General features: G+C 69.3%; 25 protein-coding genes. 6 read left to right on the forward strand and 19 right to left on the reverse strand.

Features of this window, described 5'->3' with window-relative positions:
* Positions 1–49: 49 nt before the first annotated feature.
* From atpA to AC07O8_RS00640, 13 genes are all read right to left on the reverse strand, one after another.
* A complete protein-coding gene (gene atpA, locus AC07O8_RS00580; RefSeq protein ID WP_067279194.1) occupies positions 50–1,603 on the reverse strand; it encodes a F0F1 ATP synthase subunit alpha in 1,554 nt (517 codons plus the stop codon).
* A 91-nt stretch (positions 1,604–1,694) separates the two neighbouring features.
* Positions 1,695–2,228, reverse strand: coding sequence for a F0F1 ATP synthase subunit delta (locus tag AC07O8_RS00585; protein ID WP_495046195.1), 534 nt, complete (start codon positions 2,226–2,228; stop codon positions 1,695–1,697).
* A gap of 2 nt (positions 2,229–2,230) precedes the next feature.
* The gene (locus AC07O8_RS00590) at positions 2,231–2,701 is read right to left on the reverse strand and encodes a F0F1 ATP synthase subunit B (RefSeq protein ID WP_495046196.1); all 471 of its coding nucleotides are present in this window, start codon (positions 2,699–2,701) and stop codon (positions 2,231–2,233) included.
* A gap of 38 nt (positions 2,702–2,739) precedes the next feature.
* A complete protein-coding gene (gene atpE / locus AC07O8_RS00595; RefSeq protein ID WP_067066400.1) occupies positions 2,740–3,009 on the reverse strand; it encodes a F0F1 ATP synthase subunit C in 270 nt (89 codons plus the stop codon).
* 79 nt (positions 3,010–3,088) lie between these two features.
* Positions 3,089–3,958, reverse strand: a complete 870-nt coding sequence (atpB, locus tag AC07O8_RS00600; protein WP_495046197.1) for a F0F1 ATP synthase subunit A — start codon at positions 3,956–3,958, stop codon at positions 3,089–3,091.
* Between the two features lie 16 nt (positions 3,959–3,974).
* Positions 3,975–4,466, reverse strand: coding sequence for an ATP synthase subunit I (locus tag AC07O8_RS00605; RefSeq protein ID WP_495046198.1), 492 nt, complete (start codon positions 4,464–4,466; stop codon positions 3,975–3,977).
* A gap of 342 nt (positions 4,467–4,808) precedes the next feature.
* Positions 4,809–5,753, reverse strand: a complete 945-nt coding sequence (locus AC07O8_RS00610) for an SMP-30/gluconolactonase/LRE family protein (protein ID WP_495046199.1) — start codon at positions 5,751–5,753, stop codon at positions 4,809–4,811.
* A gap of 83 nt (positions 5,754–5,836) precedes the next feature.
* Positions 5,837–6,328, reverse strand: a complete 492-nt coding sequence (locus tag AC07O8_RS00615) for a GNAT family N-acetyltransferase (protein WP_495046200.1) — start codon at positions 6,326–6,328, stop codon at positions 5,837–5,839.
* A 58-nt stretch (positions 6,329–6,386) separates the two neighbouring features.
* Positions 6,387–7,013 carry a glutathione S-transferase family protein gene (locus tag AC07O8_RS00620; RefSeq protein ID WP_495046201.1) on the reverse strand — a complete coding sequence of 209 codons (627 nt, stop codon included), beginning with the start codon at positions 7,011–7,013 and terminating at the stop codon, positions 6,387–6,389.
* The gene (locus AC07O8_RS00625; RefSeq protein ID WP_495046202.1) at positions 7,010–7,765 is read right to left on the reverse strand and encodes an alanyl-tRNA editing protein; all 756 of its coding nucleotides are present in this window, start codon (positions 7,763–7,765) and stop codon (positions 7,010–7,012) included. Before AC07O8_RS00625 ends, AC07O8_RS00620 begins: the two co-directional genes overlap by 4 nt.
* A 78-nt stretch (positions 7,766–7,843) precedes the next feature.
* Positions 7,844–8,494: a VOC family protein gene (locus tag AC07O8_RS00630; RefSeq protein ID WP_495046203.1), complete on the reverse strand. Its 651-nt coding sequence runs from the start codon at positions 8,492–8,494 to the stop codon at positions 7,844–7,846.
* 10 nt (positions 8,495–8,504) lie between these two features.
* Positions 8,505–9,344: a PhzF family phenazine biosynthesis protein gene (locus AC07O8_RS00635; RefSeq protein WP_495046204.1), complete on the reverse strand. Its 840-nt coding sequence runs from the start codon at positions 9,342–9,344 to the stop codon at positions 8,505–8,507.
* A gap of 134 nt (positions 9,345–9,478) precedes the next feature.
* Positions 9,479–10,693, reverse strand: a complete 1,215-nt coding sequence (locus tag AC07O8_RS00640; protein ID WP_495046205.1) for an aminotransferase-like domain-containing protein — start codon at positions 10,691–10,693, stop codon at positions 9,479–9,481.
* 119 nt (positions 10,694–10,812) lie between these two features.
* Between AC07O8_RS00640 and AC07O8_RS00645 the strand changes: the two genes are divergently transcribed.
* Complete coding sequence (locus AC07O8_RS00645; protein ID WP_495046950.1) at positions 10,813–12,255, forward strand: aminotransferase-like domain-containing protein; 1,443 nt, start codon at positions 10,813–10,815, stop codon at positions 12,253–12,255.
* 16 nt (positions 12,256–12,271) lie between these two features.
* Here AC07O8_RS00645 and AC07O8_RS00650 read toward each other — a convergent pair whose 3' ends face one another.
* Positions 12,272–12,574, reverse strand: coding sequence for an energy transducer TonB (locus tag AC07O8_RS00650; RefSeq protein WP_495046206.1), 303 nt, complete (start codon positions 12,572–12,574; stop codon positions 12,272–12,274).
* Positions 12,575–12,636: 62 nt separating this feature from the next.
* Complete coding sequence (locus AC07O8_RS00655) at positions 12,637–14,364, reverse strand: hypothetical protein (RefSeq protein ID WP_495046207.1); 1,728 nt, start codon at positions 14,362–14,364, stop codon at positions 12,637–12,639.
* Positions 14,365–14,532: 168 nt separating this feature from the next.
* Here AC07O8_RS00655 and AC07O8_RS00660 point away from each other — a divergent pair, with 168 nt between their 5' ends.
* Entirely contained in the window at positions 14,533–15,318 is a 786-nt protein-coding gene (locus tag AC07O8_RS00660) for a fumarylacetoacetate hydrolase family protein (RefSeq protein WP_495046208.1), read from the forward strand.
* A gap of 85 nt (positions 15,319–15,403) precedes the next feature.
* Here the strand turns inward: AC07O8_RS00660 and AC07O8_RS00665 are convergent, their stop codons facing one another.
* Together AC07O8_RS00665 and AC07O8_RS00670 are read right to left on the reverse strand one after the other, a co-directional pair.
* The gene (locus tag AC07O8_RS00665; protein WP_495046209.1) at positions 15,404–17,281 is read right to left on the reverse strand and encodes an ATP-binding cassette domain-containing protein; all 1,878 of its coding nucleotides are present in this window, start codon (positions 17,279–17,281) and stop codon (positions 15,404–15,406) included.
* Positions 17,282–17,455: 174 nt separating this feature from the next.
* Entirely contained in the window at positions 17,456–18,022 is a 567-nt protein-coding gene (locus tag AC07O8_RS00670; protein ID WP_495046210.1) for a helix-turn-helix transcriptional regulator, read from the reverse strand.
* A 92-nt stretch (positions 18,023–18,114) separates the two neighbouring features.
* Between AC07O8_RS00670 and AC07O8_RS00675 the strand changes: the two genes are divergently transcribed.
* Positions 18,115–19,320 (forward strand): MFS transporter, encoded by a 1,206-nt coding sequence (locus AC07O8_RS00675; RefSeq protein WP_495046211.1) that lies wholly within the window; start codon positions 18,115–18,117, stop codon positions 19,318–19,320.
* Positions 19,321–19,331: 11 nt separating this feature from the next.
* On the forward strand, positions 19,332–19,790 hold the full coding sequence (locus AC07O8_RS00680; protein ID WP_495046212.1) for a hypothetical protein: 459 nt from the start codon (positions 19,332–19,334) through the stop codon (positions 19,788–19,790).
* A gap of 82 nt (positions 19,791–19,872) precedes the next feature.
* Here the strand turns inward: AC07O8_RS00680 and AC07O8_RS00685 are convergent, their stop codons facing one another.
* The gene (locus AC07O8_RS00685; RefSeq protein WP_495046213.1) at positions 19,873–20,868 is read right to left on the reverse strand and encodes a Bug family tripartite tricarboxylate transporter substrate binding protein; all 996 of its coding nucleotides are present in this window, start codon (positions 20,866–20,868) and stop codon (positions 19,873–19,875) included.
* A 135-nt stretch (positions 20,869–21,003) separates the two neighbouring features.
* Positions 21,004–21,516, reverse strand: a complete 513-nt coding sequence (locus AC07O8_RS00690; protein ID WP_495046214.1) for a MarR family winged helix-turn-helix transcriptional regulator — start codon at positions 21,514–21,516, stop codon at positions 21,004–21,006.
* 72 nt (positions 21,517–21,588) lie between these two features.
* Between AC07O8_RS00690 and AC07O8_RS00695 the strand changes: the two genes are divergently transcribed.
* Positions 21,589–22,875, forward strand: a complete 1,287-nt coding sequence (locus AC07O8_RS00695) for a flavin-dependent oxidoreductase (protein WP_495046215.1) — start codon at positions 21,589–21,591, stop codon at positions 22,873–22,875.
* 147 nt (positions 22,876–23,022) lie between these two features.
* Positions 23,023–23,484, forward strand: coding sequence for a hypothetical protein (locus AC07O8_RS00700; RefSeq protein WP_495046216.1), 462 nt, complete (start codon positions 23,023–23,025; stop codon positions 23,482–23,484).
* Positions 23,485–23,577: the final 93 nt, after the last annotated feature.

Raw genomic sequence — 23,577 nt, forward strand, 5'->3', positions numbered from 1 at the left:
TGTGAGGGCCGGGTCTTGCCTGACTTCAACGAGACCCGGTCATGGTTGCTTAGGCGAAGGACTTCTTGAACGACGTGATCGCGGCGTTCAGTTCAGCTTCCGCGTCCTTGTCCATCGCCTTGTCGTTTTCCAGCTTCGTCAGCAGGGCGGCATGCGAGGTCTTCAGGAACTGGTGCAGGCCGTGCTCGAAGGACAGGACCTTCTTGACCTCGATGTCGTCCATGAAGCCCTTGTTGGCGGCGTACAGCGACGCGCCCATCAGGCTGATCGACAGCGGGCTGTACTGCGCCTGCTTCAGCAGTTCCGTCACGCGGGCACCGCGGTCCAGCTGCTTGCGGGTCGCGGCGTCCAGGTCGGAAGCGAACTGCGCGAACGCAGCCAGTTCCCGGTACTGGGCCAGGTCGGTACGGATACCGCCGGACAGCGACTTGATCAGCTTGGTCTGCGCAGCGCCACCGACGCGCGACACCGAGATACCGGCGTTGATCGCGGGACGGATGCCGGCGTTGAACAGGTTGGTTTCCAGGAAGATCTGGCCGTCGGTGATCGAGATCACGTTCGTCGGGACGAAGGCGGACACGTCGCCGGCTTGCGTCTCGATGATCGGCAGCGCGGTCAGCGAACCGGTCTTGCCCTTGACTTCACCCTTGGTGAAGGCTTCGACGTACTCGGCGTTGACGCGGGCGGCGCGCTCCAGCAGACGGCTGTGGAGATAGAACACGTCGCCGGGGAAGGCTTCGCGGCCCGGGGGACGGCGCAGCAACAGCGAGACCTGACGGTAGGCGACGGCCTGCTTGGACAGGTCGTCGTACACGATCAGCGCGTCCTGGCCGCGGTCGCGGAAGTATTCGCCCATCGTGCAGCCCGAGTAGGCCGACACGTACTGCATCGCAGCGGATTCGGACGCGGACGCGGCGACGACGATGGTGTAGTCCATCGCGCCGGCGGCTTCCAGGGCGCGCACGACGTTCTTGATCGAGGACGCCTTCTGTCCGATCGCGACGTACACGCAGGTCATGTTCTGACCCTTCTGGTTGATGATCGCGTCGATCGCCACGGCGGTCTTGCCGGTCTGGCGGTCGCCGATGATCAGCTCGCGCTGGCCACGGCCGACGGGCACCATCGAGTCGATCGACTTCAGGCCGGTCTGCACCGGCTGGTCGACGGACTTGCGGGCGATCACGCCCGGGGCGACCTTCTCGATGACGTCGGTCATCTTGGCGTTGATCGGGCCCTTGCCGTCGATCGGCTGACCCAGCGCGTTCACGACGCGGCCGATCAGCTCGGGGCCGACCGGCACTTCGAGGATGCGGCCCGTGCACTTCACGGTGTCGCCTTCGACGATGTGCTCGTAGGCGCCCAGGATCACGGCGCCGACGGAGTCACGCTCCAGGTTCAGCGCGAGACCGAAGGTCTGCGTGCCGTCGGCGGCGACCGGGAACTCCAGCATTTCGCCTTGCATCACGTCGGACAGGCCGTGCACGCGCACGATGCCGTCGGACACGGACACGACGGTGCCCTGGTTGCGCACGTCGGTGGACGCGCCAAGGCCTTCGATGCGGCTCTTGATCAGTTCGGAAATTTCAGCAGGATTCAGTTGCATTGCTTGCTCCCAGCGGCATCCCGCCGAAGCGGGACACCAGGGTGAATCGGGGGGATCTCAGGCAGTCGGGCCGAAGCCTGAAGCCGAGGCTTCAGGCAGTCAGCGCCACTTTCATGCGTTCCAGACGGGCCTTCACCGAGGTGTCCAGCACCTCGTCGCCGACCACCACACGGATACCGCCGATCAGGCCAGGCTCCAGCTCAACCTGCGCTTGCAGCTTGCGGCCGAAGCGCTTCTCCAGCGACGCGACCACGTCGGCCAGCTGGGCCGGCTCGATCGGGAACGCGCTGAAGATGTGCGCATCGGACACGCCGGACGCGGCGTTGGCCAGTTCGTGGAACTGCTGGACCATCGCCGGCAGCGCCGACAGGCGGCCGTTGGCGATCACCTCGCGCAGGAAGTTCTGAACGCCGGGCACCAGCGTCTGCTTGCTCGCCGCGGACACCACGTCGAACACCTGGTCGGCGCTCACCTTGGGGTCTTCGGCGAACTGGCGCAGTTGGCTGTCGCCGGCGACGAGCGCCAGCGCGGCGAGCTGCTCGTTCCAGGTCTTGAGGTCCTGGGAGGACGCGACCTGGAACAGCGCTTCGGCGTAGGGACGGGCAATGGTTGCGAGTTCAGCCATGATTACAGCTCCGTCTTGAGACGGTTCAGCAATTCGGCGTGCACACCGGCATTGACCTCGCGCTGCAGGATCTGCTCGGCGCCCTTGACGGCCAGCGCGGCGACCTGCTCGCGCAGGGCCTCGCGGGCACGCGCCGACTGCTGCTCGGCTTCGGCCTTGGCAGCGGCGATGATCTTGGCGCCTTCGTCTTCCGCGCGCTTCTTCGCTTCGTCCACGATGGCGGCGCCGCGCTTCTCAGCGTCGGACAGCAGCTTGGTGGTTTCGTTGCGGGTCTGCGCCAGTTGCTCGTCGACCTTCTTGTTGGCGTTGGCCAGTTCGGCCTTGGCCTGGTCTGCGGCGGTCAGGCCGGCACGGATCTTGTCCGCGCGCTCGTCCAGTGCCTTCACGATCGGTGGCCAGATGAACTTCATCGTGACGAACACGAGAAGCGCAAACGGGATCCACTGGATGAAGAGGCTAGCGTTGATATTCACGGCACGATCCTTTCAGTCGTGAAAGGGTTCGGGCTCGATCAGCGAGCGACGGTGGCCAGCAGCGTAGCGGCGAACGGGTTGGCGAACGCGAACAGCAGGGCGATGGCGACGCCGATCAGGAAGGCGGCGTCGATCAGGCCGGCCAGGATGAACATCTTGGTTTGCAGTTCGTTCATCAGCTCGGGTTGACGGGCCGACGATTCCAGGAACTTGCCGCCCATCAGCGCGATGCCGATGGAAGCGCCGATCGCGCCCAGACCAACGATGATGCCGCAAGCCAGAGCGACCAGACCGAGGATGTTTTCCATGTTTTGCTCCTGAGAGAGTTAGATAAAGAGAAAGGGAAAAGGAATCGAGAAATCGCAGGGATCGAGCTGTCCGTCCGGATCAGTGCGCGTCGTGCGCCTGGCCCAGGTAGATCAGCGTCAGCATCATGAAGATGAAGGCCTGCAGCGTGATCACAAGGATGTGGAACAGCGTCCAGACCGTGCCGGCGAGGACGTGGCCGATGGCCAGGCCGATGCCGGTTCCGGTCAGGGCCCAGCCGCCACCCATCAGGGCGATCAGCATGAACACCAGCTCGCCGGCAAACATGTTGCCGAACAGTCGCATGCCATGGGACACCGTCTTGGCGATGAACTCGATGACCTGCATGAGGAAGTTGAACGGCCACAGCAGGAAGTGGTCGCCGAACGGGGCGGCGATCAGTTCGTGGCCCCAGCCGCCCAGACCCTTGATCTTGACGCTGTAGAAGAACACCAGCGCCAGGACGAAGGTCGACAGGCTCAGCGTGGTCGACAGGTCGGCGGTCGGCACGACGCGCTGGTAGGCGTGGTGCGCGTCATGGGCGACGTAGTTGGTGAACAGCGTCGGCAGCCAGTCCACCGGCAGCATGTCCATGAAGTTCATGAAGAAGATCCACACGAACACGGTCAGGGCGACCGGTCCGATGACCCGGCGGCTCTTCTCGTTGTGGATGACCGACTTGGCCTGGTTGTCCACCAGTTCGACCAGCATCTCGATGGCCGCCTGGAAGCGTCCCGGCACGCCGGCATGCGCCTTGCGTGCGACACGCCACAGGACGAACACGGCGATGAGGCCGAGCACCGTCGAATAGATCAGCGAATCGAAGTTGAAGACGCTGAAGTCGACGATGCCCGTCTGCTTCGCATCTTCGAAGGCGAAATTCTTCTGCCAATGCTGCAAATGGTGGGTGATGTATTCACCCGAAGTCGGCGCGTGCCCTTCTGCTGCCATGGTGGTGTTTCCGTCTCTATTTTCTGATTCGACCCCGCCGAAGCAGGGCCAGCCAATTTGCCTTCAGGGTCACGACGAGGGTCGAGAGCAATGCCGCCCAACTCAACGATGCGTAACCCACGACGACCGCCACCAGGATGGCGACCGCCAGAATGATCTTCACCAGCTCCCAGACCGCGAACGTGAGCATCGGCGTGCCCGCGTCCCTGGCTGATTGCCGCGTCATGCCCCACGCCATCAGGGCGTTCGGCACGACGACCGAGACGGCACCGAACAGCGCCGACCAGGTTTTGTCGGCTTGCAGGGACAGCAGTCCCCACAGCGCGACCATGATCGCCCCCATCGCGGCCTGCCAGGTCAACAACGACCAGACGGACATCGCCGGAAGCCGGGCCCGCAAGTCCTGCGCTTCTTCTCGCGTCAAGGGCTTGAAAGCCGGTTCGGCAGCCGCATCTCCTTCGGTTCCATCGTCCCAAGGATCCTGGCTGGCGGTGCCGCGGTCGTTCATCGGAACGGGCCGGGGCGGCTCTGCGGGCGACGCAACAGGTGCGTGCGCTGGATCGGGATTCACGGCGTCAGGGGGCGAGCTGCAAAACCACGGGATTATAGGGGTTCTGGCCTTACGAACCCTTAACAGGCCGTGGCGCCGGCCCATCCGCGCCGACTTGACAGCCCGTGCGATCCACGCCTAGGGCTCTCCCGAGCCCTGTTCATCGGCTTTCGCATCACTTCCAGCACCCGCCCGCGCGCGGTGTGCGCGCAACACCTGGCCCTTTCGGACTTCTTGTTCGGGCTGCTTGTTCGGGCTGCTTGTTCGGGCTGCTTGTTCGGCCTGCTTCTTCGGGCTGCTTCAAATGGGCCAGTGCGCGAACTGGACCGGCAGTCCGGCCACCGCCACCCGCATCTTCAGCACGCAGCCCGCCCAGGGTTGCGACGCGAGTTCGGCCTCGCTGCGCTTTTCCCGTGCGGTGGTGACGAAAAGGGTGCGCATGTCCGCACCACCGAAGGTCGGCATCGTCGCGCAGCGCACGGGCAGCTCGACCCGCGTGAGCACCTCGCCCGACGGCGACAGCCGAAGCAGCTGCTGACCTTCCATCATGGCGATCCAGTACGCGCCCTCGACGTCGACGGCCGCGCCGTCCGGCCGGCCGCCGTAGCTTTCCAGCGACTGTTCCGGCGCGCGCTTCTCGAAACGGGCGAAAACTTCGCGTGGACCGACGGTGCCGGTGTCCGCGTCGAAACTCAACCGGTAGATCTCATGGGCCTTGGTGTCGGCCCAGTACATCGTGCGGCCGTCCGGGCTCCAGGCCAGGCCGTTGGACACGGTGATGCCGTCCTGCACCTGCTCGAAGGCGCTGTCGCGCAGGCAATAGAGCGCCGATTCCGGCTGGCGCGCGTCGTCGATCGTGCCGACCCACAGCCGCCCCTTCGCATCGGCCTTGCCGTCGTTGAAGCGGCGCTTGGACGCGTCATAGGGCGGATCGAGCAGCTTCACGTACGCGCCGGTCGCGGGATCGAAGCGCCAGAGTCCGTTGCGCTGCGGAATCAGCAGCCCGCCGTCGGTCAGCGGCACGATGCAGCCCGGCTCGTCGTTGAGCGGCCAGCGCGTCGGCGCGTCCGCGCCGTTGTCGAGCCGGAACAAGGCCTTGCCCGGGATGTCGACGTAATAGAGGCATTGCTCCAAAGGATGCCAGAACGGCGACTCGCCGAGCAGTGCCGGCGTCAGCGACGCGGGCTCGAGGCGGAAGAGGTCGTCCGAGGACGTCGTCGAAGCGGCATGGGGCTGTGAGCTCATGCCCCGATGCTATGCCGGTAACCCGACGAAACCGGAAACCCTTGCTGGGGACCGGGCGCGATGCCGACGCGGGCCAGCCGGGCTCAGTCCAGATCGACCTTCAGGTAATGCGCGCCGGCGATCGGATTGAAGTAGTACGGCGGGATCTCCTCGAAGCCCAGGCTTTCGTACAGGTCGCGCGCGGCTTCCATGTCGTCGAGGGTGTCGAGCAGCATGGTGGAGTAGCCCGCCGTGGTGGCGCGATCGATCAGCGCCTGCGCCATCGTGCGCCCCAGTCCGAAACGGCGGAACGCAGGGCGGATGAACAGGCGCTTCATCTCGCAGGCGTTGGCGTAGTCGGAATCCGTCATCGGCCGGAATCCGCCGCAACCGGCGATCTGGCCGTCGACCAGTGCCAGCAACAGCGCGCCCTGCGGCGCGTCGTACTCGCCGGGGAGCGAGGCCAGTTCCTCGTCGAAGTTCTGGAAGTCCAGGTCGATGCCCAGGCCCTGCGCGTATTCGCGCAGGATCGCGCGCGCTTCTTCCCACAACGTGGGCGAATCGGGGCTGATCAGTCGTATCTCAGGCGTGTCCACAGCGGGCGAGTGTAGCGAGGCCGTCCCGAGGATCAAGGGGGACGTCTAGAGGCGTTCGTCAAGGACCGGCGGCCGGGCCGTGGGCGGCGAAGCCGGGGCGGGTCATCAGGCGTTGGTACCAGCCTTCCACGGCCGGCAGGTCGGCGTGCGCGATCGGGGCGGCACGCCAGCGATGCGTGGACAAGCCCAGCACGACGTCCGCCAGCGTGAAGGTGTCGCCGAGCACGAACGGCCCGCCCGAGCGCGCGAGCTGGCCGTCGAGCATCGCCATGTGGCGGTTCCAGTTCGCGACGCCGGCGTCGATCAACGCGGCGTCCTGATGCTGCGCGCTCCGGCGCACCGTCGCCATGAATGCATAGCGCCAGCTGTTGTTCAGCTCGCCGCCCTGCCAGTCCATCCACATCTCGACGAGCGCGCGCTGCCGGGGGCCGTCGGGCAGCAGGTCGACGCGGCCTTCGCGGCGCGCAAGATAGCGGCAGATGCTGTTGCTCTCCCACATCGAGAACGACGGGGCCGCTTCGTCGATCAGCACCGGCATCATCGCGTTGGGGTTGAGCGCGCGGAAGGCATCGGCCTTGACGTCGACATCCTCGCGCGTCAGGTCCAGGCCCAGCTCGACGCCGGTCCACAACACCTTGCGCACGTTGATGGACGCCGCGCGTCCGAGCACACGCAGGCCGCTCATGTCGATGCCGTCACCGTTGCCGCGGTCGCGGTCGCGTCCCCGGTCGCAAAACCGAGCACCACGCGGCGTGTCCTGGCCGACTTCTTCTCGATCTTCGTGACGACCACGGCGCCGATCTCCGCCGTGTTGGCCACGTGTGTGCCGCCGCAGGGCTGCAGGTCGACACCGTCGATCGCGAGCAGGCGCACACGGCCGCTGCCGCGCGGCGGCAACACGCTCATGCTGCGCACGAGCGTCGGATTCGCATCGAGTTCCTCGTCGCTGATCCACCGGTGGCCGACCGGATGCGCCTCGGCGACGAGCCGGGCGATGCCGGCCGTCAACGCGTCCTTGTCGAGCGGATCGGTCATGTGGAAATCCAGGCGCGCATAACCCGCGGTGATCGAACAGCCGTCCACCGGGTGCGGCACCAGCGCGCACAGCAGGTGCGTCGCGGTGTGGAAGCGCATGTGGGCGTGGCGACGCGTCCAGTCGATGCGCGCGGTGACCGGCGTGCCGGCGTCCAGGCCGCTCAGGTCCTGCTCCGGCGCGGGCAGGTGCAGGATCTCGCCGCCCTCGCCCTTGCGGGTGTCGGCGATGCGCAGCTCGCGCCCGCCCGGCAGCGTCAGCGTACCCGCGTCGCCGGCCTGCCCGCCGCCTTGCGGATAGAACACGGTGCGGTCCAGCAGCAGGCCGCGTTCATCGGCACGAAGCAGCGTTGCTTCGCACTCGCGCAATTGCGCGTCCTCGCGGAAAAGATCCAGCGTACTCATCGGGTCCTTGTCGGCACTGGTACGGCGGCGCCCGGCGCCACCTCAGTGGGGTCACCGGGGTCACCGGGGTCAGGGGGCTCAGCGGGACGTCGGCAGGGCGTCGTCGAGGTCGCCGGACTGCGTCGGCGCATCGGACAGCGTCCCCTCGATCGCCTCCAGCTCGATCGTGCCCTTGGGCGTCGAGAGCTGCGCGCGCAGGCCGTCGCGGGCCTCGAAACCCAGCAGCTGCACGCCGCTCTCCGGCAGCTTGTCGGTCGGATGGGCGTCGCCCTTCCATTCGATCGGCACCGGCAGGCCTTCCTTGCGCAGCCGGCGGCCGTCCTCGCGCAGCGCGATGCGCCAGCTCAGGTCGCCGCGGGCAGCCTCGACCGCCTCGCCGGCATCGACACCCTCGCCCGCCCAGGTGGCCAGCGTCGCGTCCAGGCTGGCCACCCGCGCGACCCAATGCAGCAGCGACGGGCCGTCCTCCTTCAAGCGCTCGCGCACGGCGGGCTGGTCCAGGTCGAACCAGCGCGGCCGGCCGGGGTCCGGCGCCTCGGGATCGATCGCGATGATTTCCAGGTAGCAGCGCGGATAGGCCGGCGGCCCGCTGATGTTGAGCAGCAGGTTGTGCGTGCCCATCAGCGCATGGCGCCCACCGGGTTGAGGGGACACACCGAGGACACGCTCGCACCAGGCGCGGCCCTCCTCGAGGGTGTTCGCGGCGACAACGAGATGATCGACTTCCATGCTCATGGCTTCACAACCTCACCTGACCGTGGATCAACGGCGTGACATCGCCGCCAATCCAGCAATGTCCGCCCTCTTTCGCCACATGCACCCGGCCCGCACGCCCGAGGGCGGCGCCCTGGGCGGCCACATAGCGGTCGGGCGCCAGACCGGCGCCTTGCAGCCATAGTGCCAGACCCGCGTTGAGGCTGCCCGTCACCGGGTCTTCAGCGGGGCCGAGGCCGGGCACGAAGGCCCGCACCTCGAATTGCAGCGGCGAGCCCGCAGGATAAGCGCCAACGACGCCCAGCTTGAGTTGCCCCATGGCGACGTAATCCGGCTCGACCGCCAGGACCGCCTCCGCGGAGGCCAGGCGCGCCGCCATCCAGTCGGGGCCGTTGTTCACCCAGACGACGTCGAGCAGGTCCGCGTCGGCCATCCGCAGCGCGCGTGCCACCTGTTCGCGCAGCGCCGGTTCGACCGGTCCCTCGCGCCGCAGCGGCGGCGCGGCGAAGGCCAGCCGTCCCCCGTCGCGGCGGATGCGCACCAGGCCGATGGCGCATTCCTGCACCACCTCGCCGGGCCGCTTCGGATCGCCGCCGCTGGACAGCCACGCGTGGCACGAGCCCAGCGTCGGATGTCCCGCGAAAGGCAGTTCGCCGCGCGGCGTGAAGATGCGGACGCGGTAATCGGCGTCGGGATGCGTGGGCGGCAGCAGGAAGGTCGTCTCGGAGAGATTCGTCCATTCCGCGAACTTCGCCATCGTGGCCTCGTCCAGGCCCGCGCCGTCGATCACGACGGCCAGCGGGTTGCCCTTCAGCGGCTCGGCGGTGAAGACATCGACTTGAACGAAGCGGCGGAGTTCGGACATGCGGAACCTCGGGAAAGCGGAAAAACGGGATGAGTCGACCCGTCCCGCCTGACGCGGCGGTGACGGGTGACAGGAACCGGGCACAGCCCTCGCGGATGATCGCGGCGGGCTGCGGGATCAGGCGATCGTGACGATCACGGTGCCGTTTCGGCGGTCGTCAGCGCCAGCGCCTCGTGCAGCACGCGGCCCAGCTTGTCGACGCCTTCGGCGATCAGGTCCGGCGTCAGCGTCACGAAGGACAGGCGCAGCGTGCGCGTGTCCGGCTGGTGCGCGTAGAACGCGGCACCCGGCACGTAGGCGATGCCGGCGTCGACCGCGCGCGGCAGCAGCGCCATCGCGTCCAGGCCCTCGGGCAGGCGGATCCAGAAGAACATGCCGCCTTCCGGGGTCTGCCACTCGCAGCCCGGCGGCAGCGCCGTTTCCAGCGCCTTGGCCATCGCGTCGCGGTTGGCCTTGTAGCGGGCGCGGATCTTGGGCACGTGCTCGTCCAGGAAGCCGCCCTTGATGACCTCGTGCACCACGCGCTGGTTGAAGCCCGGCGTGTGCAGGTCGGCGGCCTGCTTGGCCTGCAGCAGCTTCGGATAGAGCTCGCTCGGCGCGACGATGTAGCCCAGGCGGAAGCCCGGCGTCAGCACCTTGGAGAACGAGCCCAGGTAGAGGCTGCCTTCCGGCCACAGCGAACTGAGCGAGGCCGGCGGCGCCTGGTCGAACCACAGGTCGCCGTAGGGGTTGTCCTCGACGATGGGCACGCCGGCCTTGCGCGCGGCGGCGACCACGGCCTGGCGGCGCCCGGCGCTCATCACGCGGCCGGTCGGGTTCTGGTAGTTCGGCAGCAGGTATGCGAAGCGCGTGCCCGGCGCGTCGTGCGGCAGCGCCTCGATGGCCGAGGGCAGCGGGCCCTCGTCGTCGCTGGCGAGGCTGGCGAAGATCGGCTCGTACGGCGTGAAGGCCTGCAGCGCGCCGAGGTAGGTCGGCGTCTCGACCGCGACCGGCGCGCCCGCGTCGCACAGCAGCTTGCCGACCAGGTCCAGGCCCTGCTGCGAGCCGCTGGTGATCAGCACCTGGTCCGGCGAGGCGTTGATCCCCAGCGTCGCGACCTTGGCCGCGACCCACTCGCGCAGCGGCGCGAAGCCCTCGCTGGCGGCGTACTGCAGCGCTTCCTTCGCGTTGTGCGTCAGCACGCGGTCGCAGGCGGTCCTGATGGCTTCCACCGGGAACGTGTCCGCGCTGGGCAGGCCGCCGGCCATGGACAGGATGCCCGGCTTCTCGGTGACCTTCAGGATCTCTCGGATGATGGACGGGTTCATGCGCGCCGCGCGGCGGGCCTGCGTCCAGGGACTGCGGTTCATGGGGGTTGTCTCCGGTTGAGCGGACCAGTCTAAGGGGTCGACCAGCACAGGACCAATACACTGCGCCATACCACCGCATGATCTGTATCGGCATGGACACCAGCACAGCCAACGGCAGCATGAGCGCCCCCAACAGCGCCAATGTCGCGCCGGTCGCCCTCTCCCGCAATGCCAGCCAGCCGCTCGCGCAGCAGCTGGCGCAGCGCTTCGCGGCGCGGATCCAGCAGCGGCTGCTGCTGCCGGGCGCGCGGCTGCCGTCGGTGCGGGACTGCGCGCGCCACCATGGCGTCAGCCCGTACACGGTCGTGGCGGCCTACGACCAGTTGCTCGCTCAGGGCCTGCTGGAAGCGCGCAAGAAGCGTGGGTTTTTCGTTCGCGAAACCCGGACCCCGCCGCCCCGGGCGACGGTCGCCCACGACGTCGCCCCCGCGCCACTGCCGCCGCCGGTCGACGCCAGCGCGCTGATCCGCGGCATGTTCCAGGCGGACGCCCGACGGTCCCCGGGGCTGGGCACGCTGCCGGCGGAATGGCTGGACCTGGGCCTGCTGCAGTCGACGTTGCGGCGGCTGGCGACGAACGCGGACGACGCGCTGCTGTCCGGCTACGGCGAGCCGCTCGGCGACGAGCGCCTGCGGCGCGCGCTGTCGCGTCGCCTGCTGGACATCGCGGTGCAGGCCGCGCCGGACCAGATCATGAGCACCGTGGGCGCGACGCACGGGCTGGACCTGATCACGCGGGCCTTCCTGGAGCCGGGCGACGCCGTGCTGGTGGACGACCCGGGCTGGGCGATCGAGTACGCGCGCCTGTCGCAGGCCGGCATGCGGCTGCTGCCGGTGCCGCGCGGCGCGCACGGGCCGGACATCGCGGTGATGCGCCGGCTGATCGAGGAGCACCGGCCGCGCATGTACGTGACGGTGTCGGTGCTGCACAACCCGACCGGCGCGACGCTGGACCTGGCGCACGCGCACCAGGTGCTGCAGCTGGCGCACGAGCACGACCTGCTGATCGTCGAGGACGACACCTACGCGCTGTTCGCGCCGAACCACGCGCCGCGGCTGGCCGCCCTCGATCAGCTGCGGCGCACGATCTACGTCTCGGGCTTCTCGAAGATGCTGTCGCCGGCGTGGCGGGTCGGCTTCGTCGCGGCGAGTCCGGACCGCATGGCGCGCCTGACCGACCTGAAGCTGCTGGCCTCGCTGACGACCAGTCCGTTGATGGACCGGGCGGTCGCGCTCTGCCTGGAGCAGGGCCTGTTGCGCAAGCATGCCGAGCGGATCGCCGCGCGGCTGGCGTCGGCGCGGCAGCGCTGCGTGCGGCTGGCCGAGGACGCGGGTTGCCGCTTCGCGGCGGTGCCGGCGGGGCTGTTCGGCTGGGTCGACGTGGGCGTCGACACCGAGCGGCTGGGGCCGGCGATGATGGACCAGGGCTGGCTGATCGCGCCTGGCATCCTCTTCAGCCCGACGCGCACGCCGGGCACGCTGATGCGCATCAACTTCGCGACCTCGCAGGATCCGAAGTTCTGGCACGCGCTGGAGCGGGCGCGGGAGGCGCTCAGGCGCTGAGCAGGCGCCCGGCGGATCAATTGCGATCGCCGTCCTCGGGAACCGGCGCCCAGGGACCGATGAGCCGGTAGCCCTGCCGCCGGGTGCAGATCACGGCCACCGGCTGACCGCGCAGCGTGGCGGGCCGTACCCGCCAATCCTGCATCGCGACTTGGACGTGGGTGATGAAGGTCCGGTTGGGCCCGTCGGCGACGGTCATCGGCTCGACACGCCCTTGCTCGTCGGCCTTGAACAGAACCACGACGTTCGCGGCGTTCCCGTTCATCAGATGGGTCGCCGGGTACAGCGTGTCACTGCCGAACTCGAGATAGGGCGCCACATCGTGCGGCCCCCTGCAGTCGCCGAGCAGCGCCGGCAGCGCGAGCGCACCAGCGCCAGGCCTCACGACGGGACGTGATCGACCGTCAGGCGCTCGCAGGGATCGAAACCCTCGATGAAACGGGCGACGCCCAAGCCCTGCGCCAAGTGGCGGAACGCGAAGCTCTTGGCCCAGAAGTTCCGGTCCCAGCCCGATGCCTGATCACGGCGGAACGGTGACGTCCCATCATCGTTCCGGCCTTCCGTCCGATGAAGCAGCATGGCCAGCGCGGGCGCGGACACCTGCCGGTCTTGCGCGATCCCGATCAGCCGATCCGCCGTCGCGAGGACCGCCGAGCCCTCGTCGGCGAAGGCATCAGCCGCCGCCCCGAGCATCAGGAAGACCAGGAACGATTCGAGTCGCTCACGTTCCACGTTCCTGCAGGCCGACTCCATGTTTGTCGGGGCGCTTTCCACCCATCCCCACAACAGTGTGCCCAGGCGCCGGCATGCGTCGATCCGACGGTCACCCTTTGCGCGAGCAGGCTGCGCAAAGGCAGGGTCCGGCTCGCGCCGCAAGAGCGTCGCCATGTCGTCCTTGGCCCAAGCCCATTGAGAGAAGCAGAACGGCGCCGCCGGGTCGAACGCGATGCCATCGAGCCCCTGTCGCTGCAGCCCATACAACCGGACCCAGGTTCGCCATTCCGGAAGACCAGCCATATACGCCACCGCGCTGACCTCCAAGAGGGCTCTGGACATCGCCGGCGTGGCGCGGCCGCCGAGTGCGGCGCGAGCGGTCGCGCTTAGCACCCGATCCAACTCAGCCAGGCCCAGTGCACGACATCCGACCACGAAGCAGGCGGGATCGACCTCAAGCAAGGTCCACAGGCGCTCGGACACGCGCCGCCCTGCCTTGTGCAGCGCCTGGGCCCAGTGTCCTCCCTGCTCGCTCGGCAGGGGGCTGCCGCTGCGGTGGGAATCGTCGGCGGCGATGACCTCCAACGCCCGCAGCGACTCCTCCCAGGCCTGATGCCACGTCTTGGGCTTGAGGTCGTCGAGCGGCGCCAACACGTCCAACGCCTTCGGCGACTCGCTGCGATCCGCGGTCTCGGAATCGTCGGGCATTCTCAAGGCAGGCGGGAAGTCGAGGTCACCGGGGCTCGGCGGATCGATGTCCCTCAGACGCCTCATGGTTCGCAACTGCCCGGCGTCCTTCACCGGCAGCGTGCCGACTGCGGCGATCCACGGCCAGACCCGGCTTCTCTGGTGGCTCGAGAGTCCGCGATAGGCAGCAACGAGCGGGTCCCCGGCGCTCGACATCCAATTCCTCAGCAATTCGGCGATGCGTGTGCCCTTGCCAGCGTTCGGTCCCCGCCACTCCGACTCGGTGTCGCAGACGCATGTCTGCGCAGCGCAGCCATGCCGCATCGAGGGCAGCAGTGTGATCGCCAGATACAGCATGTCGAATCGATAGCGCGAGAACGGTGCGCCGGCGTCAGGCAGGACGAGGCTGTCGCGCAGAATCTCGCGGCTCCCCAGCGTGCTGGCATCCAGCACCTCGACGTGCCTCGGCAGTCGGAACTTCGGGGGTGCCTGCAGCAGCACCAGGGTGGTCGGGGACTCGAACGTGCGGGGCACCGTCGCCACCCTGTCAGCGAAAAGAAGGCGCATGGGATCGGACCTGCCCGTTTCCGTCGGAGGCGGTTCCAGGGCGATCGCGGCCGCGGAGGCCGCCGCTGGAGTTCCTTCGATCGTCATGCCTGCGAAATCCGTGGAGGGCGATACACCGGGCGAGGTCAAGCTGTTGAGCATGGGGATCCTGAAGATGAGGGGGCAAGGCGCCCGGCCAAAAAGAGCGGCGAAAGAGCGGCGAAAGAGCGGCGAAGGAGGGACGCAAGGGCGACGCAAGATCGGCTGAGTTGTCACCTGCGTCACGCGGTTCGATGGCCGCGCCCGTCGACGCGCCTAAGATCCGCGCTCATGACGATCCCTCGCTCCTCCTCCCCCGCCGACCTCGGTGCCGCGCTCGCCGAGGCCTGGACCGCCGACACCCTGCTCGACGACACCGCGTGGTCGCTGCCCGACGAGGCGGCGGCCTACGCGGCGCAGGCCGAACTCGCGAAGCGGCTCGACTGGCTGCCGCCCGGCCGGGTGCAGTTCTGGAAGTGCGGCGGTTCGTCACGCGAAGGCGCGTTGGGCAGTTCGCCGCTGCCGCCGCAACGCGCGCGCGAAGTGCGCGGCCTGCGCAACGGGGGCGACTTCAGCGAGTTCGCGCTGGTCGGCGCCGAGGCGGAGATCGCCTTGCGCCTCGGTCAAGACGTGACCCCGGAGATGGCCGCCGCGCTGGTGCCCGGTCAGGCCGAACACCTGATCGACGCGATGTGCGTCGCGGTGGAATGGCTGGGCTCGCGCTGGCAGCGCGGCCTGGCGGCGGACAACACGCTGCGCCTGGCGGATGCGCAGACGCACGGTGCGTTGGCGCTGGGGCCGTGGCAGGCGTGGAAGCCGGGCCACGACTGGGCGAACCAGCCCTGCGAACTGATCGTCGAGGGTCAGCCGCCGATGGGCGGCGTGGGTGGCCACGGTCTGAACGACCCGGCCTGGGTGATCGCCGGCTGGCTGCAGATCGCGACGCGCGGCGGGCTGACGGTGCCGGCGGGCAGCGTCGTCACGACGGGCTCGTGGCGCGTGGCCACTAAGATCGCCAAGGGCGTGACGGTCACCGCCCGCTACGAAGGCCTGGGCGAACTGACCGTCCGCGCCTGACGATCAGCGCCCGGCGATCAGCGTCCCGCGGTCAGCGCCGGGCAATCAGCGCCGGGCAATCAGCGCCCGGCGATCGGCCTGACGATCACTTCCCGTCGAGCGCTTCCCAGCGCGTCATCAGCGTCAGCAGCTCGTCGTCGATCTCGGCGGCGCGGTTGGTGACTTCGGTGATGCGTCCCGCACCCTGCTGGTACAGCTCCGTGCTGTTGAGCAGCGCCTGCAGGTGCTTCTGCTCGGTCTCGAGCGCGCCGATCTGCTTGGGGATCTCGTCCAGCTCGCGCTGTTCCCTGTAGCTGAGCTTGCGCTTGGTCGCCACCACCGGTGCCGGCGCGGGGGCCGGCGCAGGCGCCGGGGTGGGCGCGGCGGCCGGGGCCTGGCGCGCCTTGATCTCGGCCGCGCGCTGCGACTGCTGCAGCCAGTCCTCGATGTCGCCTTCGTACTCGCGCCACTTGCCGCCGCCTTCGCTGACGATGGTCGAGGTCACGACGTTGTCCAGGAAGCGCCGGTCATGGCTGACCAGGAACACGGTGCCGTCGTACTCGGCCAGCAGTTCCTCGAGCAGCTCCAGCGTCTCGATGTCCAGGTCGTTGGTCGGTTCGTCCAGCACCAGCACGTTGGCCGGTCGCGCGAAGAGGCGGGCCAGCAGCAGCCGGTTGCGCTCGCCGCCGGACAGGCTGGACACCGGCGATTCCGCCCGCGCCGGCGAGAACAGGAAGTCGCTCAGGTAGCTCTTGACGTGCTTGCGCTGGTTGCCGATCTCGATCCACTCGCTGCCCGGGCTGATCGTGTCGGCCAGCGTCGCGTTGAGGTTGAGCGCGTCGCGCATCTGGTCGAAGTAGGCGACCGACATCTTCGTGCCCAGGCGCACCGCGCCGCTGTCGGGCGGCAGTTCGCCGAGGATCATCTTCAGCAGCGTCGTCTTGCCTGCGCCGTTCGGGCCGATCAGGCCGACCTTGTCGCCGCGCAGGATGGTGCCGGTGAAGCCGTCGACGATCACGCGGTCGCCGAAGCGCTTGGAAACGCCCTCCAGCTCCGCCACGATCTTGCCGCTCGAGTCGCCGGTGGCGACGTCCAGCCGGACCTTGCCCTGCACGTCGCGGCGCGACTGGCGTTCGTTGCGCATCTCATGCAGCCGCTGGACGCGGGCGACGCTGCGGGTGCGGCGCGCCTCGACGCCCTTGCGGATCCAGACCTCTTCCTGCGCCAGCATCTTGTCGAAGCGGGCGTTGGCCAGCGCCTCGTTCTCCAGCTCGTAGGCCTTGGCGGCCTGGAAGGCGGCGAAGTTGCCGGGATAGCCGCGGAGCTGGCCGCGGTCGAGCTCGACGATGCGGTTGGCGACGTTGTCCAGGAAGGCGCGGTCGTGGGTGATCAGCAGCAGCGAGCCCTTGAAGCCGTTCAGCAGCTCTTCCAGCCAGCGGATCGCGTCCAGGTCCAGGTGGTTGGTCGGTTCGTCGAGCAGCAGCACGTCCGGCTGCGCGACCAGCGCGCGGGCCAGCGCGACGCGTTTCTTCAGGCCGCCGGAGAGTTCGCCGATCCTGCGTCCGCCGTCCAGGTCCAGGCGGTGCAGCGTCTCGTCGACGCGCTGCTCCCAGTTCCAGGCGCCGATCTGCTCGATGCGCTCCTGCACCCAGCCGAGGTCGTCGTTCTCGTCGTGCGCCTCGTAGCGCTCGCGCAGCGCCTTGGCCTCGGCGACGCCTTCGCTGACGACGTCGAAGATCGTGGCCTCGGGACGGAGCTCCGGTTCCTGCGGCACGTAGACGCTGGTGAGACCCTTTTCGAGCTGCAGCAGCCCGTCGTCGAGCTTCTCGATGCCCGCGAGGACCTTCAGCATCGAGGACTTGCCGGTCCCGTTGCGACCGATCAGGCCGACGCGGTCGCCGGTTTCGAGTGAGAAATTGGCGCCGTCGAGCAGCGGCACGTGGCCGAAAGCGAGGTGGGCGTTGGAGAGGGAAAGGACAGCCATGGGCGCGATTGTCCTCGAAGGCGGATGGGGCGCCCTCAGACCCAGACGCGATAGGCCCGGAACGCCTCGTCGTGGGCGACGCGGCGACGCCGTGGAAGCGCGGCAAGCGCCGCGATGAATCTTTTATTCGTGGACGAGGTGCGAGGCGGTCCGTAGCCTCGCGGCATGACCGCCTTACGAGATCGTCTCGGTCAACCGGACGAAGCTCCCATCCGACAGCTGGAAGCGCACCCAGCGCATCCGGCTCGGCAGGATGGGCATGTCCTGCTCGACCGCCGCGCCGGTGTCGAACTCGACCGCGGCGGGCGCCGGCTCGTACCAGCCGAGCGCGTCGAGCCGCGCTTCCTGCGCCACGATCTCCGGCGTCGCGTAGCACCACAGCGCGCGACCGATCAGCTCGGCGCGCGGCAGGCGGCAATGGCGCTCCCGCGCATGCGACATCGCCAGCAGGCGATGGCTCAGGTCGCAGATCAGGTGCACCGCGCCGGGCGCGCGCTCGACCAGGCGGCCCAACTCGAAGTCGGCGGCGCTGTCCAGCCGCGCGGTCATCAGCCGACGCAGCGCCTGCTGCTCGTCGAACGAGGGCGCGGCGATCCCCGATTCCCAGCGCGACACCGTCGTCTGCGACACGCTCAGCTCCGCCGCGACGGCGCCCTGCTTCAGGCGGCGCATCGAGCGCCACAGGCGCAGGCTGTGGCCGAGCTGGCGGGCATCGCAGGAAAGCAGCGGCGAGTCGTTCATGGCGAGGCGGCAGAGGGACGCGAGGACGGGCGCGAGGACGTGCGTGGGGACGAGCGATCGATGGTCGGGAAGATCGGCATCGGAGGGCCGAAGTGAGGATTCTGCTGTACTACCTCTGCGGCGTGTTCGCCGCGGCCCAATTGGGCAAGCTGGCCGCGCTGTCGCCGCCGATCGCGCGCGAGCTCCAGCTCGGACTGGCGGCAATGGCCGCGCTGACCTCGCTGCTCGAAGTCTGCGGCGCCACGCTCGGCGGCGTCGCGGGACGCTGGCTGCCGCGCATCGGACTGAAGCGGGCGCTGGCCGGGGCGGTGCTGGCCCTCGCCGCGGGCGCGGCCGCGGCGGGCTTCGCGCACGGCGTGGTCCTGCTCGCGCTGGCGCGGCTGCTCGAGAGCCTGGGCTACCTCGCCATCGTCGTCGCCGCGCCCGTGCTGATCGCCCGCGCTGCCGAGGGCCGGGGCCAGGCGGCCGCGATGGCGCTCTGGAGCACCTTCCTCCCGGTGGGCATGGCGATCGGCGCCTGGGTCTATGCGCATGCGGCGGGCTGGGCCGGCTGGCGGCCCGCGCAGGCGCTGAGCGTCGCCGGCGGCGTGCTGCTGTGGATCGGCCTGCGGTCGATCCGCGTGGACGACGACCCGCACGCCGTCGAGTCCCGCCATCCGCCGGGCGCGACCGGCGCGCTGCTGTGGGCGCTGGTCGCCGCTTTCGGCGCCTACGCGGTCGCCGAGGTGGGCCTGCTCGCGCTGCTGCCCAGCCTGCTCACGCAAGGCGGCATGCCCCTGAGCAGCGCCGGCACCTGGACCGCCGCGGCCGCCCTGGCCAACGTGCCCGCGAGCGCCCTCGGCGCCTGGCTGCTGCGCCGCCACGGCGCGCTGTCCCCGGCGATCGCCGTCGGCATGGCGGTGTCGCTGGGTGCGTCGGGGCTGCTCTACCTCGGCGTGATGCGCGACGGCGGCGACGCCTCCTGGCAGGCGGCGCTGGCCATCGGCATCAACGCGGCGTCGGGCGTGTTCCCCAGCCTGGTCTTCGCGCTGCTGCCGCTGGCCGCGCGCACGCCGGAGCGCCTGGCGCTCGCCAGCGGGCGCCTCACGCAGTTCGGCGCTTCCGGGGCTTTGCTCGGGCCGCCGCTGATGGGCACGGTGGTCGAGCGCTGGGGCTGGAGCGCCGCCGGCCACCTGGGCCTGGGCCTGTCCCTCGTGGCCATGCCGCTCGCCTGGCTGGCGTGGCGAGGCCTGCATGCGACACCGGCCGCGGGAGGTCCGGTCCGAAGCCCGATAAGCTCCGGCTCCGGACATCGCTGACCCGTACCCCCATGACATCGACCGCCGCTTCCTTGACCGCGCTCCTGCTGGCCCTGGCCGCCGGCCCGACCTTCGCCCAGGGCGACGCCGACGTGCTGCGCTGCCTGGACATCGCCGACAACACCGCGCGCCTGCAATGCTTCGACCAGGCCGCGACCGCGCTGCGCACGGCGCGGGCTGCCGGCAAGTCGGTCGAGATCGACATGACGCCCCGCGACAGCAACTTCGGCCAGCTCGGCCCGGCGCCGGACACCCTGGCGAGCCGGATCACCGGGCGTTTCGACGGCTGGAACAAGCTCGACCGCGTGAAACTGGCCAACGGCCAGGTGTGGCAGCTGCTCGACGAAGGCACGTCGATCGGCGCCCGGACCGATCCTCAGGTGCTCATCAAGGCCGGCGCGCTCAAGGCCAGCTACTTCATGACGATCGAAGGCCTGGGCGCCCCGGTCCGGGTCAAGCGCGTGCAGTGACGCGCCGACGCTGTCGCTGCCGCTGCCGCTAACGCCGACGCAGACGCAGACGCAGACGCAGACGCCGACGCGAGCCGCCCGCTCAATCGTCCGACGAGAACCCGGACGCCGCCACGATCGGACCCCACTGCGCGCGTTCGGCGGCCAGCCGGCGCGCGTAGTCGGCCGGCTGCATCGCCAGCGGTTCGAAGCCCAGCTTGGCCAGCCCCTCGACGACCTGCTTCTCACGCAGCGCGACGCGCACCAGGTCGAAGACCTTGTCGACGACGGCGGCCGGTGTCTTCGGCGGCAGGAACAGGCCGTAGGTCTCGACGCCGATGATGCCCTTGAAGCCCTGCTCGCCGAAGGTCGGCACCTCCGGCGCGAAGCGCGAGCGCTCGTGATCGGTGACGCCGAGCACGCGCACCCGGCCGCCGGCGACATAGGGCAGCAGGTCGCCCAGGATGAAACAGCCCGACGCGATCTGCCCGCCCATCAGGTCCTGCAGGCCGGGCGCGGCGCCGCGGTACGGCACATGCGTCAGCGTGATGCCGGCGGCGCGCTTGAACTGGTCGCCGAGGAAGTGCGGCATCGCGCCGGCCGCGGGCGACGCATAGGAGGACTGCTCCGGATGCGCCTTGGCCCAGGCGGCGAAGTCGCCCATCGTCTTCACCGTCGCCGGGACCATCGGTCCCACGCCGAAGCCGCAGGTCGCGTTGGCGATCGGCGAGACCGCGATCGCGTCGGTGTCCGGCTTGTAGGCCAGCTTGCGATAGACGTGCGGATAGATCGTGAACATCGACGACGGACTCATCAGCAGCGTGCCGCCGTCGGCGGGCGCGTCTCGCAGCGCGGTCACCGCGAGGCGGCCGCCCGCGCCGACGCGCTGCTCCACCAGCACGTTCTCCGCGAGCCGTCCACGCCAGGCTTCGGCGACGCGGCGCGCGCAGACGTCGACCGAGCCGCCGGCCGGGAAGCCGACGAGGATGCGCGGCATCGCCGCCGTCTGCGCGCGCAGCGGCACCGCCAGGCCGGCCATCGCGGCGCCGAGCAGCAGGCCGGCGTCGCGGCGGGTGAGCTTCCGATCGGGGTCGTTCATCGCTTGTCTCCGTCGTTGTTGTCTGTCGTTGTCTGTCGTTGTCGTTGTCGTTGTCGTCTGTCGTTGTCGTTGTCGCTGTTGTCTGTCGCTGTCGTCACGCCAGTCGATGTGCTCAGTCGATGGCTGCTGTCGTTCTCATCCGCCGCCGCCCTGCGCCGAGGCGATCTCCGCCAGGCGCTCCAGGTCCGCCTTCAGGCGCGCGGCGCGCTCGCCGAGTTCGCTCATCAGGCGCTCATCGTGCGTGCGCACGCGTCGCTCCAGCACGGCGAGCTGGCGCTTGCCCGCCGTCGTGAGGAACAGGCCCCAGCGGCGCCCGTCCTCGGCGTCGTCGCGGCGCTCCACCCAGCCGCGGCCGGTCAACCAGTCCGTCAGGCGCAGCGCGCCGCTGCGGTGCAAGCCCATCGCCTGCGCGAGCAGCCCTTGCCGCATGCCCGGGTTGCGCCCGACGAGCACCAGGGCGGCGAAGCGCTGCGGGCTCACGTCGAGTGCCGACGTCGCCCGGTAGAAGTCCAGGTAGAGCGCGTTCTGGGCGCGCCGCAGCGCGTAGCCGAGCAGGTCGTCGAGGACGCCGTAGTCCAGCCCGGGGACGGGCAGGAGCGGCGCCTCGGGCGGCTCCGGGTTGGCGTTCGGGGGCGGGGTCCGGCTCATCCCGATCAGCTTAGGTACTGTTGCATAGCGCAACTATCTCGCTTACCCTGAGCCGATCGACTGGAGACCCTCATGGCCCTCGACATCGTGATCGCCGGCGGCGGCATCGGCGGACTGGCCGCGGCGCTGGCGCTGCAACGCGACGGACACCGCGTGACCGTCTGCGAGGCCACTGCGGCGCTCAAGCCGCTGGGCGTGGGCATCAACCTGCTGCCGCATGCGGTGGCCGTCCTCGACGGGCTGGGGCTGATGCCGCAGTTGCAGGCGATGGCGGTGCCGACCTCGGCGCTGATCTTCGCCAACCGGCATGGGCAGACGATCTACGAGGACCGGCGCGGACTCGCCGGCGGCTACAGCCACCCGCAATTCAGCGTGCATCGCGGCGAGTTGCAGCTGATGCTGTGGCGCGAGGCGGCGGCGCGGCTCGGCGCGGAGCGCCTCGTCAGCGGATGGCGCACGAGCGGCGCGCAATCCGACGGCGACCAGGTGATCGTGACGGGGACGGATGCCGGCGGCGCGCCGGTGGCCCGCCGCGCGGACCTGCTGATCGCGGCGGACGGCATCCACTCGGCGATCCGGCGCCAGTTCCACCCCCACGAGGGCGCGCCCCGCTGGAACGGGATGATGATGTGGCGCGGCACCTCGCTGGCGACGCCCTTCCTCGACGGACGCACGATGGTGCAGGCAGGACATCGGCGCGCGAAGTTCGTCGTCTATCCGATCGCGCCGCCGCGGCCGGACGGCTTGCAGCTCATCAACTGGATCTGCGACCGGCGCCTGCGCGAGGACGGACTCGGCGGCGGGCTGACCGCGCCGGACCGCGAGGACTGGAACAGGCCCGGCTCGATCGACGACCTGCTGCCGACCTTCGGCGGCTGGCGCTTCCCTTGGCTCGACGTGCCGGGTGTGATCGGGAGCGCGACGCAACTGCTGGAATGGCCGATGGTCGACCGCGATCCGCTGCCGCGCTGGCGGCAGGGCCGCATCACGCTGCTGGGCGATGCGGCGCATCCGATGTACCCGATCGGCTCGAACGGCGCGACGCAGGCGATCCTCGACGCTGAGGCGATCGCGCGGGCGCTGCGCGAGGAACCGCGCGTGGAGACGGCGCTCGACCACTACGAGGCCGAACGTCGCCCGATGTGCGCGCGGATCGTCGAGCTGAACCGGCAGGAGGGCTTGGACTACATCCTCGACATGGTGGAGGAACGCGCGCCAGACGGCTTCGAGCGCCTGGAGGACGTGATCGATCCGGCGGAGGTGGATGCCTTCGTCAAGCGCTACAAGGCGGCGGCGGGGCACCGGCAGACGGTGCCGGCGGGTCCGCCCGCGGATGCCGCGCCGGCGTCCGCGCCGTAGCATCCGGAACCGCCCTCCTCATCTCGGTCACCCAGTCTCCTTGGATCGGGGGCCACGCCTGGATTTCATGCCGATTGAGGTGAGAGACGTCAGGCGACGCAACTCGAAGAATCACAGCTCCTTCCACAACCAAGCAAGGAGCGGTGAATGGCCTATGCATATTCGGACCGCCTGATGCCTTCCAAGCCGATTCCGCCGCGCGCATCGCAGGCTCATCAGAGCAAACCGCAGCGACCTCACTCGACTGATGCGCAGTGGCTGCACGTCGAAAAACGCCTGGCCGAGTTGGAAGCGCTTCCCGCCGATTGGAATGATGATGGCGCGCCACCCATCGCGGCGTTGGCACTGGCGCTCACCCGGCAACTCCTGGCACTGCGCCCACCGCTCATTCGACTTGGCGAACTGTTTCCCTCTCCCGAAGGCGGCGTGCTGGTGGAATATGTCCGAGGCGCCTGGGACCTCACAGTGGAAGTGAGCCCCGATGGCACAGTGGAGATCTTCGGATTCGAAATCGACGGCAATCTCAAGTTGTTCCCACATCCCTATCCCTCCATGAATGCCGAGTTTCTCGAGGCATTCGACAACGCAGGAGGCCCGGAATGGCGGTGAGCTTGTGCAATGCGGACGAAGTCCTGTTCCGTCAGATCCATCCCACCGGGCTGAACGCTGGAAGCCCCTGCAGCTCCTGCTTCATGCCCTCGA

The sequence above is a fragment of the Roseateles sp. GW821-FHT09G09 genome (genome assembly GCF_059415965.1).

Coding starts and splice junctions, on each gene's coding strand:
- atpA (WP_067279194.1), bottom strand. CDS start 1,603: ATGCAACTGAATCCTGCTGAAATTTCCGAACTGATCAAGAGCCGCATC.
- AC07O8_RS00585 (WP_495046195.1), bottom strand. CDS start 2,228: ATGGCTGAACTCGCAACCATTGCCCGTCCCTACGCCGAAGCGCTGTTC.
- atpE (WP_067066400.1), bottom strand. CDS start 3,009: ATGGAAAACATCCTCGGTCTGGTCGCTCTGGCTTGCGGCATCATCGTT.
- atpB (WP_495046197.1), bottom strand. CDS start 3,958: ATGGCAGCAGAAGGGCACGCGCCGACTTCGGGTGAATACATCACCCAC.
- AC07O8_RS00605 (WP_495046198.1), bottom strand. CDS start 4,466: ATGAACGACCGCGGCACCGCCAGCCAGGATCCTTGGGACGATGGAACC.
- AC07O8_RS00610 (WP_495046199.1), bottom strand. CDS start 5,753: ATGAGCTCACAGCCCCATGCCGCTTCGACGACGTCCTCGGACGACCTC.
- AC07O8_RS00620 (WP_495046201.1), bottom strand. CDS start 7,013: ATGAGCGGCCTGCGTGTGCTCGGACGCGCGGCGTCCATCAACGTGCGC.
- AC07O8_RS00625 (WP_495046202.1), bottom strand. CDS start 7,765: ATGAGTACGCTGGATCTTTTCCGCGAGGACGCGCAATTGCGCGAGTGC.
- AC07O8_RS00630 (WP_495046203.1), bottom strand. CDS start 8,494: ATGGAAGTCGATCATCTCGTTGTCGCCGCGAACACCCTCGAGGAGGGC.
- AC07O8_RS00635 (WP_495046204.1), bottom strand. CDS start 9,344: ATGTCCGAACTCCGCCGCTTCGTTCAAGTCGATGTCTTCACCGCCGAG.
- AC07O8_RS00640 (WP_495046205.1), bottom strand. CDS start 10,693: ATGAACCGCAGTCCCTGGACGCAGGCCCGCCGCGCGGCGCGCATGAAC.
- AC07O8_RS00645 (WP_495046950.1), top strand. CDS start 10,813: ATGAGCGCCCCCAACAGCGCCAATGTCGCGCCGGTCGCCCTCTCCCGC.
- AC07O8_RS00655 (WP_495046207.1), bottom strand. CDS start 14,364: ATGCTCAACAGCTTGACCTCGCCCGGTGTATCGCCCTCCACGGATTTC.
- AC07O8_RS00660 (WP_495046208.1), top strand. CDS start 14,533: ATGACGATCCCTCGCTCCTCCTCCCCCGCCGACCTCGGTGCCGCGCTC.
- AC07O8_RS00665 (WP_495046209.1), bottom strand. CDS start 17,281: ATGGCTGTCCTTTCCCTCTCCAACGCCCACCTCGCTTTCGGCCACGTG.
- AC07O8_RS00670 (WP_495046210.1), bottom strand. CDS start 18,022: ATGAACGACTCGCCGCTGCTTTCCTGCGATGCCCGCCAGCTCGGCCAC.
- AC07O8_RS00680 (WP_495046212.1), top strand. CDS start 19,332: ATGACATCGACCGCCGCTTCCTTGACCGCGCTCCTGCTGGCCCTGGCC.
- AC07O8_RS00685 (WP_495046213.1), bottom strand. CDS start 20,868: ATGAACGACCCCGATCGGAAGCTCACCCGCCGCGACGCCGGCCTGCTG.
- AC07O8_RS00690 (WP_495046214.1), bottom strand. CDS start 21,516: ATGAGCCGGACCCCGCCCCCGAACGCCAACCCGGAGCCGCCCGAGGCG.
- AC07O8_RS00695 (WP_495046215.1), top strand. CDS start 21,589: ATGGCCCTCGACATCGTGATCGCCGGCGGCGGCATCGGCGGACTGGCC.
- AC07O8_RS00700 (WP_495046216.1), top strand. CDS start 23,023: ATGGCCTATGCATATTCGGACCGCCTGATGCCTTCCAAGCCGATTCCG.